The organism is Polynucleobacter sp. KF022 (assembly GCF_027924105.1).
GTDB lineage: Bacteria > Pseudomonadota > Gammaproteobacteria > Burkholderiales > Burkholderiaceae > Polynucleobacter.
Map to the genome: position 1 here is coordinate 17,587 of NZ_AP026972.1, position 12,555 is coordinate 30,141.

Annotated in this window: 14 protein-coding genes and 1 tRNA gene; 11 read left to right on the forward strand and 4 right to left on the reverse strand. The window is 46.4% G+C overall.

Annotated elements, in window-relative coordinates:
* Positions 1 to 26: 26 nt before the first annotated feature.
* From atpE to priA, 9 genes are all read left to right on the forward strand, one after another.
* The gene (atpE, locus tag PKF022_RS00090) at positions 27 to 293 is read left to right on the forward strand and encodes a F0F1 ATP synthase subunit C (protein ID WP_012357116.1); all 267 of its coding nucleotides are present in this window, start codon (positions 27 to 29) and stop codon (positions 291 to 293) included.
* 63 nt (positions 294 to 356) lie between these two features.
* Positions 357 to 827 (forward strand): F0F1 ATP synthase subunit B, encoded by a 471-nt coding sequence (locus tag PKF022_RS00095; protein WP_281776757.1) that lies wholly within the window; start codon positions 357 to 359, stop codon positions 825 to 827.
* 1 nt (position 828) lies between these two features.
* The gene (locus PKF022_RS00100) at positions 829 to 1,365 is read left to right on the forward strand and encodes a F0F1 ATP synthase subunit delta (RefSeq protein WP_216231072.1); all 537 of its coding nucleotides are present in this window, start codon (positions 829 to 831) and stop codon (positions 1,363 to 1,365) included.
* Positions 1,366 to 1,410: 45 nt separating this feature from the next.
* Entirely contained in the window at positions 1,411 to 2,952 is a 1,542-nt protein-coding gene (gene atpA / locus PKF022_RS00105; protein ID WP_215348165.1) for a F0F1 ATP synthase subunit alpha, read from the forward strand.
* 17 nt (positions 2,953 to 2,969) lie between these two features.
* Positions 2,970 to 3,839 carry a F0F1 ATP synthase subunit gamma gene (atpG, locus tag PKF022_RS00110; protein ID WP_281776758.1) on the forward strand — a complete coding sequence of 290 codons (870 nt, stop codon included), beginning with the start codon at positions 2,970 to 2,972 and terminating at the stop codon, positions 3,837 to 3,839.
* 55 nt (positions 3,840 to 3,894) lie between these two features.
* Complete coding sequence (gene atpD, locus PKF022_RS00115; protein ID WP_071467468.1) at positions 3,895 to 5,295, forward strand: F0F1 ATP synthase subunit beta; 1,401 nt, start codon at positions 3,895 to 3,897, stop codon at positions 5,293 to 5,295.
* Between the two features lie 12 nt (positions 5,296 to 5,307).
* The gene (locus tag PKF022_RS00120; RefSeq protein ID WP_215299186.1) at positions 5,308 to 5,724 is read left to right on the forward strand and encodes a F0F1 ATP synthase subunit epsilon; all 417 of its coding nucleotides are present in this window, start codon (positions 5,308 to 5,310) and stop codon (positions 5,722 to 5,724) included.
* Between the two features lie 9 nt (positions 5,725 to 5,733).
* Entirely contained in the window at positions 5,734 to 6,852 is a 1,119-nt protein-coding gene (gene hemE, locus PKF022_RS00125; protein ID WP_281777505.1) for a uroporphyrinogen decarboxylase, read from the forward strand.
* Between the two features lie 266 nt (positions 6,853 to 7,118).
* Positions 7,119 to 9,245 (forward strand): primosomal protein N', encoded by a 2,127-nt coding sequence (gene priA, locus PKF022_RS00130; protein ID WP_281776759.1) that lies wholly within the window; start codon positions 7,119 to 7,121, stop codon positions 9,243 to 9,245.
* 3 nt (positions 9,246 to 9,248) lie between these two features.
* Here the strand turns inward: priA and gcvH are convergent, their stop codons facing one another.
* Positions 9,249 to 9,641 carry a glycine cleavage system protein GcvH gene (gcvH, locus tag PKF022_RS00135; protein WP_281776760.1) on the reverse strand — a complete coding sequence of 131 codons (393 nt, stop codon included), beginning with the start codon at positions 9,639 to 9,641 and terminating at the stop codon, positions 9,249 to 9,251.
* Positions 9,642 to 9,729: 88 nt separating this feature from the next.
* Here gcvH and PKF022_RS00140 point away from each other — a divergent pair, with 88 nt between their 5' ends.
* Positions 9,730 to 10,368: an MBL fold metallo-hydrolase gene (locus PKF022_RS00140; protein ID WP_281777506.1), complete on the forward strand. Its 639-nt coding sequence runs from the start codon at positions 9,730 to 9,732 to the stop codon at positions 10,366 to 10,368.
* A gap of 21 nt (positions 10,369 to 10,389) precedes the next feature.
* Here PKF022_RS00140 and PKF022_RS00145 read toward each other — a convergent pair whose 3' ends face one another.
* From PKF022_RS00145 to PKF022_RS00155, 3 genes are all read right to left on the reverse strand, one after another.
* Positions 10,390 to 10,575: a hypothetical protein gene (locus tag PKF022_RS00145; protein ID WP_041396810.1), complete on the reverse strand. Its 186-nt coding sequence runs from the start codon at positions 10,573 to 10,575 to the stop codon at positions 10,390 to 10,392.
* 41 nt (positions 10,576 to 10,616) lie between these two features.
* Positions 10,617 to 11,651, reverse strand: coding sequence for a fatty acid desaturase (locus PKF022_RS00150; protein ID WP_348773183.1), 1,035 nt, complete (start codon positions 11,649 to 11,651; stop codon positions 10,617 to 10,619).
* 190 nt (positions 11,652 to 11,841) lie between these two features.
* A tRNA-Arg gene (locus tag PKF022_RS00155) sits at positions 11,842 to 11,917 on the reverse strand.
* A gap of 102 nt (positions 11,918 to 12,019) precedes the next feature.
* Here PKF022_RS00155 and PKF022_RS00160 point away from each other — a divergent pair.
* Positions 12,020 to 12,520 carry a c-type cytochrome gene (locus PKF022_RS00160; protein ID WP_216231078.1) on the forward strand — a complete coding sequence of 167 codons (501 nt, stop codon included), beginning with the start codon at positions 12,020 to 12,022 and terminating at the stop codon, positions 12,518 to 12,520.
* Positions 12,521 to 12,555 lie beyond the last annotated feature (35 nt).

Here is a 12,555-nt window from a genome sequence, read left to right on the forward strand (position 1 = left end):
TCTCTTTAACTTCAGGAGTCAGCAACATGCAACAATTTCTCGCAAACATTCAAGGTTTCACAGCAATCGCTATCGGCATCATCATCGGCCTCGGCGCGATCGGTGCTTGTTTAGGTATTGCATTGATGGGCGGTAAGTACATCGAAGCTTGTGCACGTCAACCAGAATTGATGGAGCCACTCCAAACTAAGATGTTCCTTTTGGCTGGTTTGATCGACGCTGCGTTCTTGATCGGCGTTGGTGTTGCAATGTTGTTTGCTTTCGCAAACCCACTGCTCGCAGTTATTAAGTAATTGTTTTGGCGTGGATGACCAAGGGGTCATCCAACTGTTCTCAACAATACTGAAAGGAATATCGTGAATCTGAACGCGACCCTATTCGCGCAAATGATCGTTTTCTTCGTCTTATGGTGGGTTGTTGCACGCTTTGTGTGGCCGCCGCTTGTTAAGGCGTTAGATGAACGTTCAAGCAAAATTGCTGATGGTTTAGCTGCTGCCGAGCGCGGTAAAGAAGCTCTCGCATTAGCCAGCAATGAAGCTGAGCAAGAATTAACAAAAGCACGCCAAGAAGGTGTTCAACGCGTTGCCGAAGCTGAAAAACGTGCACAAATGTCAGCCGAAGAAATTCGCGCTAACGCACAAGCTGAAGCAGCTCGAATCATTTCTCAAGCAAAGCAAGATGCAGATCAACAAGTAACTCGCGCTCGCGAAGTATTGCGCGCTGAAGTAGCTTTGTTGGCTGTTAAAGGTGCCGAGCAAATTTTGCGTCGTGAAGTTGATGCAAAAGCTCATGGCCAGTTGCTTGACCAACTAAAGGCAGAACTTTGATATGGCTGATTTAGCCACTATTGCACGTCCTTATGCGGAAGCGCTTTTTCAAAGCGCCAAGCCGGCTGAGCTTGCTGGATGTTTGGAGCAGTTAAACGAATTGGCGCAGCTTGCTGCTTTGCCAGAAGTTGCTGCTTTATCAAACAACCCAAAAGTATCCGCTGATGATTTGAGCAAGCTGCTCTCTGGCATGGTGAAGACCAAGCTTGATGGCAAGGTTGCTAGCTTTCTGAATCTTGTAAATCAAAACCACCGCTTAGCGGCTGTTCCTGAAATTGCTCATCAATTTGAAGCAATGAAAAACAAGAGCGAAGGCGCAGCAGAAGTAAACATTACCAGCGCATTCCCTTTAGAGGGTTCTGCGTTGAATGATTTGTTGTCAAGTTTGAAGAAGCGCTTTGGGGGTAAAGAATTGCGCCCAACTATTCAAGTTGACCCAACATTGATTGGCGGTGTTCGCATTCAAGTTGGCGACGAAGTAATGGATAGTTCAGTTAAGGCCCAGTTAGCTCAAATGCAAGCAAGTCTTGGCGCATAAGTGATCCCTATTAAGAACATACGAAATAAGACCCAGGAGTAAGTAATGCAACTCAACCCTTCCGAGATCAGCGAGCTGATCAAAAGCCGAATTAGCGAATTGGGCGTTGACTCCCAAGTTCGCAACGAAGGCACTGTTATTTCAGTGACCGACGGTATTTGCCGCGTACATGGCTTGTCAGGCGTTATGCAGGGCGAAATGTTGGAGTTTCCAAACAACACTATCGGCCTCGCGTTAAACCTTGAACGTGATTCTGTTGGTGCCGTAGTGTTGGGTGAATACACCCACATTAAAGAAGGCGACCCAGTTAAATGTACTGGTCGCATTTTGGAAGTTCCAGTTGGCCCAGAGTTGCTCGGTCGCGTTGTAAACGCGCTCGGTCAACCGATTGATGGCAAAGGCCCAATCAACACCAAGTTAACTGACTTTATTGAAAAAGTTGCTCCTGGCGTTATCGCACGTCAATCTGTTAGCCAGCCAGTACAAACTGGTTTGAAGGCGATTGATGCGATGGTTCCAATTGGCCGTGGTCAGCGTGAGTTGATCATTGGCGACCGCCAAACTGGTAAGACAGCTGTTGCGGTTGACGCGATCATTAACCAAAAAGGTAAAGGCGTTTATTGCGTTTACGTAGCGATCGGTCAAAAAGCTTCTACTATTGCTAACGTTGTTCGCAAGCTCACAGAATTGGGCGCGATGGAGTACACCGTGGTTGTTGCAGCGAGTGCTTCTGAGTCTGCAGCGATGCAGTACCTCTCTGCTTACGCAGGTTGCACCATGGGCGAATACTTCCGTGACCGCGGCGAAGACGCTTTGATTGTTTACGATGACTTGACCAAGCAAGCAGTTGCTTATCGTCAAATCTCCTTGTTGCTCCGCCGCCCACCAGGCCGCGAAGCTTATCCTGGCGACGTGTTCTACCTCCACTCACGCTTGCTCGAGCGCGCTGCTCGTGTAAATGCTGAGTATGTTGAGAAGTTCACTAACGGCGCAGTAAAAGGTAAAACTGGTTCTTTGACCGCATTGCCAATTATTGAAACTCAAGCTGGCGACGTTTCTGCATTCGTTCCAACCAACGTAATTTCGATTACTGACGGTCAGATCTTCTTGGAAACTGACTTGTTCAACGCTGGTGTACGTCCTGCGATTAACGCTGGTATTTCTGTATCCCGCGTTGGTGGTGCTGCACAAACTAAAGTTATTAAGAAATTGTCTGGCGGTATTCGTACCGACTTAGCGCAATATCGTGAATTGGCAGCGTTTGCACAGTTCGCGTCTGACCTCGACGAAGCAACCCGCAAGCAGTTAGAGCGCGGTCGTCGTGTTACTGAATTGTGTAAGCAAGCTCAATACAAGCCACTCCAAGTTTGGGAAATGGCTGCTTCACTCTATGCTGTTAATAACGGCTACTTCGATGACCTCGAAGTGAAGAATGTATTGGCCTTCGAAAAAGGTTTGCAAGATCATTTGAAATCTAAATACGCTGACTTAGTTGCTCGTATTGAAGAGACTAAAGACTTGAGCAAAGATGACGAAGCTGCATTGCGCGCCGCTATTGAGGATTACAAGCGTTCTGCCTCTTTCTAAGAGGGCTCGCATAAATCATGGCAAGCACAAAAGAGATACGATCTAAGATCAAGAGCGTGCAAAACACGCGCAAGATCACGAAGGCAATGGAAATGGTCGCCGCATCCAAGATGCGTCGCGCCCAGGAGCGCATGCGTAATGCGCGCCCATACGCTGAAAAAATTCGTGAGATTGTTGCCAATCTTTCTAAAGCAAATCCCGAGTTCCGCCCTGCTTACATGGCAACTCGTGAAGTGAAGAAGGTTGGTACGATTTTGGTTACGACAGACAAGGGCTTGTGCGGCGGTTTAAATACCAACGTCTTGCGTTTGATTGCTAACCAAGTGCGCGATTTGCAAGAAAACAATATTGAGATTGCGTACACCGCAATTGGTTCAAAAGGTTTGCAATTTTTGAATCGCTCAAAAGCAAAACTGATTTCTCAAACAATTCAAATTGGCGATACGCCGCATTTGGATGTTTTGATTGGTGCGATTACTACCCAATTGGAAGCGTTTGAGCGCGGCGAGATTGATGCTGTTTATTTGGCATATACCCGCTTCGTAAATGCAATGAAACAAGAGCCTGTTTTAGAAAAACTCTTGCCTTTGGAGGCAGAAGCTTTGACTCCAGAAGAGAAAACAGGCAACTCTTGGGATTACATCTACGAACCTGACGCAGAGTCCATTTTGAATGGCCTGCTTAAGCGTTACGTTGAAGCAATGATTTATCAGGCGGTTGCTGAAAACATGGCTTCTGAGCAGTCTGCACGTATGGTCTCAATGAAGGCCGCTTCAGATAATGCGAAGAACGTAATTGGCGAATTGCAATTGGATTACAACAAGACACGACAAGCTGCTATTACTAAAGAGTTGTCAGAAATTGTTGGCGGAGCGGCTGCGGTTTAAGCGGTCAGCGTTTAGGAATACGAAAGAATTCAGGAATTAAAAGCGGAGAAATGCGATGAGTAACGGAAATATCGTGCAGTGTATCGGTCCAGTGGTGGACATTCAGTTCCCACGCGACAAAATGCCAAACATTTATGATGCATTGACATTAGTTGATAGCGGCGAAAAATCATTTGCTGAAAAAGGGTTGACCTTTGAAGTTCAGCAACAAATCGGCGACGGTGTAGTTCGCGCGATTGCCATGGGTGCGAGCGATGGCTTGCGTCGTGGCATGGAAGTGAAATCTACAGGTAAGCCAATTTCTGTGCCAGTTGGCCCAGCAACTTTGGGCCGCATTATGGACGTTTTGGGTCGCCCAATTGACGACGCAGGTCCGATTGCAACTGAAGAGCGTCGCGCTATTCACCAACCAGCACCGAAGTTTGATGAGCTCTCCCCTTCTGTTGACTTGCTCGAAACAGGCATTAAGGTTATTGACTTAGTTTGCCCATTCGCTAAAGGCGGTAAGGTTGGCTTGTTCGGTGGTGCGGGTGTTGGTAAGACCGTGAATATGATGGAATTGATTAACAACATCGCTAAGCAACACTCAGGTTTATCAGTGTTTGCGGGTGTTGGTGAGCGTACTCGTGAAGGTAATGACTTCTACCACGAGATGAAAGAATCTAACGTTATCGACAAAGTGGCGATGGTGTTTGGTCAGATGAACGAACCTCCAGGCAACCGTTTGCGCGTTGCGTTGACTGGTTTGACAATGGCTGAAGCATTCCGTGACGAAGGCCGTGACATTTTGTTCTTCGTTGACAACATCTACCGTTACACATTGGCCGGTACTGAAGTTTCTGCGTTGCTCGGTCGTATGCCTTCTGCTGTGGGTTACCAACCTACATTGGCTGAAGAGATGGGTAAATTGCAAGAACGTATTACTTCCACTAAGACTGGTTCTGTTACCTCTATTCAGGCCGTTTACGTTCCTGCGGATGACTTGACCGATCCGTCACCAGCTACAACCTTCTTGCACTTAGACTCCACAGTTGTGTTGTCACGTGACATCGCTGCATTGGGTATTTACCCAGCGGTTGATCCATTGGATTCAACCAGCCGTCAGCTTGACCCACAAGTGGTTGGTCAAGAGCACTATGAAGTTGCTCGTGACGTACAGATGACATTGCAGCGCTACAAAGAATTGCGCGACATTATTGCGATTTTGGGTATGGACGAATTGTCTCCAGAAGATAAATTGGCTGTATCACGTGCTCGTAAGATTCAGCGTTTCTTGTCACAGCCTTTCCACGTTGCTGAAGTGTTTACTGGTTCACCAGGCAAATACGTTCCATTGAAAGAAACTATCCGTGGTTTCAAAATGATCTGCAGCGGCGAATTGGATCACTTGCCTGAGCAAGCGTTCTACATGGTGGGTTCAATTGATGAAGCCATCGAGAAAGCCAAGAAGCTTTAATCTAGGGAAATTATGTCAACCATACGCGTCGATGTAGTAAGTGCTGAGCAGTCTATTTTCAGTGGGGAAGCGAAGTTTGTTGCGCTTCCTGGCGAAAGTGGTGAGCTCGGCATTTTGCGCGGCCACACTCCTTTGATTACACGTATTCGTCCAGGTTCAGTTCGTATTGAAAAAGCTGACGGCGATGAAGAGTTTGTTTTCGTAGCAGGTGGCTATTTAGAAGTTCAGCCTGATCACGTTACCGTATTGGCAGATACTGCCATTCGCGGTCATGACCTCGATGAAGCTAAAGCTACTGAAGCCAAGAAGCGCGCTGAAGAAGCTATGCAAAATCGTGGCACTGACTTTGATTTGGCTTTGGCCCAGTCCGAGTTTGCAATGGCAGCAGCACAGTTGGCTGCAATTGCTCGTTTCCGTCGTAAAAAGTAATAGCCGGTCATCTCCTTGCTGTTAAATGATCGGTTTTTAAAAGCCTGCCTGGGCGAAGCGGTTGATCAAACACCGCTTTGGCTCATGCGTCAAGCCGGCCGCTATCTCCCTGAATACAACGCTACACGGGCCAGAGCTGGAAGTTTTCTAGGGCTCGCAAAAAATCCTGCCTATGCTACTGAAGTAACCCTTCAGCCTTTGGATCGTTATCCATTGGATGCGGCTATTTTGTTCTCCGATATTTTGACTATTCCCGATGCAATGGGATTGGGTCTGAAATTTACGGCTGGCGAAGGCCCAAGCTTTGAGCACCCTCTTCGCACAGAAGAAGCGGTTAAGAAATTACGTCTAGCTGATATGGATCAGCTTAAATATGTTTTTGATGCTGTTTCAGAAATTCGTAAAGCATTAATTCAGGATGGCAAACAGCGCGTTCCATTAATTGGCTTCTCTGGAAGCCCATGGACATTAGCTTGCTACATGGTTGATGGCTCTAGCGCTGATGATTTCCGTCATGCTAAAACCATGATGTTTAGTCGCCCTGACTTGATGCAGCATATTCTTGATGTCAATGCACAATCGGTTGCCGCCTATTTAACTGAGCAAGTAAAGGCCGGTGCACAGGCGCTAATGATTTTTGATACTTGGGGCGGGATGCTTCCAGATGGTTGGTATCAAAAGATATCTTTGGCGTCTATGCAAAAAGTGATTGCTATGTTGCCACGCGAGTATGAGGGTAGAAAAATTCCTGTGATTATGTTTACTAAGGGTGGCGCAATTTGGCTCAATGACATGGCGCAAGTTGGTGCTGATGTGATTGCGATTGACTGGACGATGTCATTAAGTCGTGCAAGAAAACAATTGCTCGCAATGAATAAGCCTTTAGCATTGCAAGGTAATTTAGACCCGCTAATTCTGTTCGCAGAGCCAAAACAAATTGCCGAACAAGCAAACCTCATTCTGGAAGATTTGGCGAGCGCACCAGCCCTTAAATCTGGCTTACATCCTTTAGATGGACATGTCTTTAATTTGGGCCATGGCATTTCTCAGTTCACTCCTCCTGAGAGCGTCACTGCACTGGCTGAAGCTGTCATTAATCGCTCTAGGTCACTCAGAACAAAGTCATAATCCTGAGTAGTCGCTAACTTGCCAATAATTTTTTTAACGAAAGTTATGCACAGATAGCGACAAAATTTGAAATTCAGTGAGATTGCGATTAAAGATGAAACTTCACATTCGAATATCTCTATAAGTCATTGATATATATAGAAAATAACAAAAAAGCTTTAAAAGAGTGCAAAAACGGAAAGCTGATAAATTAGTTTATAAATCAGAATCCTCGGATGATATCCACAGACTTATCCACAAGCTAAATAAGAAATCAGACGTAATTCATGGCCCCTCCAATCGTTGTTCAGGTCGTCGTTGACAAGCCCCTTGCTCAGGGCTTTGACTACCTGTGGGATGAGGGGTTACTAGGAGGCCCGCCAACTATTGGTGCGCTGGTAGAGGCCCCCTTTGGGCGTAGCTCGCTTGTCGGAATTGTTATTAAAGTAAGTGCTCACTCTGACTACGAGATTGATAAATTAAAAAAAGTTTCTAAGGTTGCCCCACTGCCCCCTTTAGACCCAGCAGTGCTGCGCTTAATGAACTTTGCTAGTCAGTATTACATCCATGCTCTTGGGGAAACCATTATCCCCACCATTCCACAGATGTGGAAAAAGCCGGATGACTGGGAAAAAATTCCAAAAAAGTTAGTTGCTGACGAAGAAAAGCAAAAGAAAAAAACGAAACAAGAAGCTGTTGAGGGATATGTCGATGAAGGCCATTTAAACGAAGGACAAAAACTTGCGTTAGAAAAATTGCGTGCCTGCCCCTCGAATAAATTCAAAGCAATTCTTTTACAAGGACAAACTGGAAGCGGAAAGACTGCAGTATTTTTAAATTGGCTCAGTGGAATTTTGCAAGATGCAGATGCACAAGTGTTGCTCTTGGTTCCCGAGATAAATTTAACGCCACAGTTAGAGCGCAGGGTACGCGCGTATTTCCCAGACAAAAAAATGGTCGTGCTTCACAGCGGCGTAAGTGAAAAAGTCAGAGGTATTGCATGGCACGATGCAATGACTGGCAAAGCCCAAATTATTTTAGGCACACGTCTTGCCGCTTTAACGCCGCTACCCAATCTTCGCGCTATTGTTGTTGATGAAGAGCATGACCCATCTTATAAACAACAAGACGGAATTCGTTACTCTGCACGCGATCTTGCTATTTGGCGCGCTCATGATTTAAATATTCCGATTCTCTTGGCATCCGCCACGCCATCACTTGAAACCTGGATAGCTGCTAGGGCTGGCCGCTATGAAAACATTCGCTTAGATCAGCGCTCTCAAGGTGCAAGCCTTCCCGAAGTGCATTTGGTGAACACGCGTGATCCACAAACACAATTTAGTCCTGGCGATGCAGAGAGACCAAAGTCTAAAAGCCTTATTACAAAAACGCTTGCGCATGCTGTTAGTCGGAATTTAGAGGGCAAGCAGCAAAGCCTAATACTTATTAATCGACGCGGATATGCGCCAGTTCTGAGTTGTGGCGCATGCTCATGGCTATCGAGATGCGAGCAATGTAGCTCTTATATGGTGCTTCATAAGGCCGGCGCTTTGGGTAGGAAATCCGTGCTAAGTTGTCACCATTGCGGTTTAGTGAAGGCGATTCCCAATCATTGTCCCGACTGTGGAAATGCTGATCTGAAGACTTTGGGACAAGGCACCCAAAAGGTTGAAGACTCTATTGAGGAGATGTGGCCCAATGCCCGGGTATTGAGGGTCGACACGGACTCAAGCAGAAAAAGCAAGGGTGCTGAAGAGCTTTTTCAGGAGATACATGCGGGGAATGTAGATATCGTTGTTGGCACCCAGATGATTGCCAAGGGGCACGATTATCAAAACATCGGCTTAGTGGCCGTATTAGATGCTGACAGTAGATTGTTTTCTCAAGACTTCAGGGCAGCAGAAAGATTATTTGCACAGCTGGTTCAGGTAGCTGGTCGTGCCGGAAGATCTGGCAAAGATGGTGATGCGAGCGGCGCAATTTATATTGAAACCCAGTTTCCGGAGGCAGCAGTCTTCCAGTTTTTGCTGCGTCACGACGTCGATGGATTTTTATCCTTTACGGCAAATGAAAGGAAAGAAGCGGGCCTGCCCCCATTTGCCTATCAGGCATTAGTGCATGCTGAGGCTAAAAGCCTGGATAAGGCCATTCAATTTTTGGGTACCTTGAAGGGATACCTAAAGTCTGGCGGCCATATATCTAAAGGCCTCAGAGTCTATGACCCCGTTCCCAAGGCCATGATGCGCGTGGCAGGCTCAGAGCGTGCCCAACTATTGGTGGAGTCAGATGACCGCAAAAACCTACAAGAAATTTTAGAAGCAGTAGATCGCTATTTGCGTGAGAATTCTCAGGGGCGCATTAGCAAGGAAGGTCGTATCCGTTGGCTTATTGAGCGCGACCCAATTTCAATCTAACTTTTAGGCCCCAGGACCTGCATTATATTTTTCTAAAGTTAAGAGCTGACCTAAATCAGAGGTAAGACTCGCATCAGATATGGGTTTGATTTTGAATAACCAAACACCATAAGGATTTTCATTAACAAGCTCAGGCGATCCATCCACTTCTTCATTAAGAGCAACAATTTCTCCGCTCACGGGCGCATGAATATCGCTCGCAGCTTTTACTGATTCAATCACTGCAATAGCTTCGCCCTGCTTGACTTGTTGACCAAGCTTTGGTGCTTGAAAGAACATGACATCACCAAGCGCCTCTTGGGCGTGGTTGCTGATGCCAACCCAGATTAGGCCATCATCTTCCTGATCGGCCCATTCGTGGGTTTCTGCAAATTTAAAAGTATCTTGGCTGTTCATTGTTTTATCCTTTAAGCACATTTTATGCCCACTCTCATAAAATGAATGATCATCAAATTATGAATTTATCTGCTGGATATATATGCCAATCAAATTAGGAATCGTACCTGTTACGCCTTATGAGCAAAATTGCTCCATCTTGGTTTGCCAAGAGACTGGCGACGCTGCGGTGGTAGATCCAGGTGGAGATATTGAAAAGATCCTTGATGGCGTTAAGCAGATGGGTGGAAGCGTTAAAAAGATCTTGCTCACTCATGGGCATCTTGATCATTGTGCAGCTGCCAAAGACTTGGCTGATCAGCTGGGCGTGCCTATTGAGGGGCCGCAGGAAGACGAGCGATTTTGGATTGATCAATTACCAGAGCAAACGGTGCGCTTTGGTTTTGGACATGCTAAAGTTTTTGAGCCTGATCGTTGGTTGAATAATGGCGATCATGTGCAGGTGGGCAATATTGATCTTGAAGTGTTTCATTGTCCAGGACACACTCCCGGTCACGTTGTATTTTTTGATAAAGAGGATCGTTTGGCAATTGTCGGCGATGTCTTGTTTGCCGGATCAATCGGAAGAACAGACTTTCCACGAGGTAACCACGCAGATTTAATTAACGCGATTAAAACAAAATTGTGGCCTTTGGGGGATGATGTTCAGTTTGTGCCGGGCCATGGACCCATGTCGACAATCGGCCAAGAACGAAAAACGAATCCCTATGTTGGGGATCGCGCTTAAAACTTTTTACTACTAGTGATATTAGGTTTTTGCTGAGCCGGTACGATGAGTACGGTTGTATAAACAGCTAGCGCAGATCCAGCGTTGCTTACGATTGCTTGTTGGAATCCAAGTGCCACCCTCAAGTCGTTTTTCACGGCTGCAAGAAGAGCAAAATTTAAGGCTCTGAGAGGTTTCTTGGGTAGCTGCTGGAGTCGAGGTAGTCATGGGCAATCCGGGTAAGGCAAATCTTATACAGAAGATCTATTTTACCCGTTTTGTCCCGCTGGGGCTGGGCTAAGCACAACCCGGACCGAATCTGCTGTTTTATTGCCATCAAAATCGAGCCATGCCTTGTTCTCAAAGTCGTATAGCTTGCATTTGCGAGCAGTATCGAAATACCAAGACCAGGAGAACTTTTGTACAAAAATACGCTCTGGAAGGATGGTCTCTAGTGTCTGTTGGGCCTCTGGCAAGCGATAAAGCGGTACGCTCATATCGACGTGGTGGGCAGTATGCTCCATGATGTGGTGCATCAATTTGCCCCAAATCCAGTTAAAAGTCAGATGTACGGTTGTAGAGACAAACGGTTGAGCACGTAGCCACTCAGATTTCTTGTCATACCAAGATACCTTTGGGTGGGTATGGTGTACGTAGACTACAAATCCAATCATGCCGTTCCAGAACAAAAATGGAACTACAAAACCAGTGATTAAGCCAACCCAGATAGATTGTCCTGTAGCGATAGCGCCAGCGATTAAGCAGCCGATCCAAACAATCGCAAATGCGGTAACAAGCAGATTATCTTTTAGGAAAATTGGACGATCACCGGGTTTATTTTTTGCATTTGGGAAGTACTCACGTCTCCACCAAATTTCAATTAGGTAATAGAAAACAGGACCCCAGCCGCTGCGGTAAAGGCGCTCTAGAGCTTTACGCCATGCGGGAAGCGCGTCGAATTCTGATTTTGATAAAGGCGCCCAAACAAAGTCAAAACCCTTCAAATTTGTTTGGCCATGATGTACAACGTTATGACCAACATCCCACAAGCTATATGGTGTGAGTGATGGCAAGAATGCAATACGACCCAACACTTTGTTGAGTTCGCGATTAGGGGTGTAGCTTTGGTGACAAGCGTCATGACCCAGAATAAAGATGCGTCCTGTTACAAAGCCTGCGACCAAACCAAAAATAATTTTGAGCAGAATACTTTCAACAAAAATAGTTCCTGCAATGCAGCCAAGCCATAAGAGAGCATCGATTACTAGGAGCAAGATTGCACGCCCAGTTTCACCCTGTGCCATTGGAATTAGCCAGCTACGAATGATTTTTCGATGCGGTAATGGTGCCTCTGGCGGCAAAGGGTTGGTGAGGGAGGGCTCTGAAAGGGCGGTATTTAGATGTGTAGACACGATAAGAATCAATAAGTTAGGTGCAAATGATAGCGGTTTTCGCAATTTTTCGCATGATGTAAGTCAAAAACCCCTCTGTTTTTGGCGCGCCCGGCAGGAATCGAACCTGCGACCCTTGGCTTCGGAGGCCAATACTCTATCCACTGAGCTACGGGCGCCAGTGAAAATCTGGCTCCTCCCTATTGTAAGTGCCTATAACCCTACTCTCTAGTTATAATCACGGCAAAGCAACCCTAAAACCCGTCAAACGATAAATTCTTATGAGCAACGAGCACGGAAGTCTGATTAAGTCCCCAAAACAACTCATCATCATGGTGTTTGCAAGCTTTTTTGTGCCACTCATCATTATTTTGCTGTTAATGGTGTTTGTGAACAATGGCAAGCGCACCGATTCCTCTGCAAGTGCCGAGCAACTGATTAAGCCAGTAGCGCAGTTGAACTTTAAGGACGCTAGCACTCCTAAGGAGCTGCAAACAGGTGAGCAGGTTTATAAGGCGGTTTGTGCTGCATGCCATGCGAGCGGCGCTGCAGGTGCCCCTAAATTTGGTGATGCCGGTGCATGGGCTTCACGTTTAGGCAAAGGCTACGATGGTTTACTGACATCCGTCATTAAAGGTAAAGGCGCTATGCCTGCGCGGGGTGGAGCAGCCCCTGCTGATGTTAGCGATTACGAGTTAGGCCGAGCAGTTGTGTATTTGGCTAACTCTGCTGGTGGAAAATTGCCAGAGCCAAAAGCGCCAGCTGCTCCTGCTGCAAAATAATTTTTGTTGCACCCATTTAAAAGCTGGCCATGTGC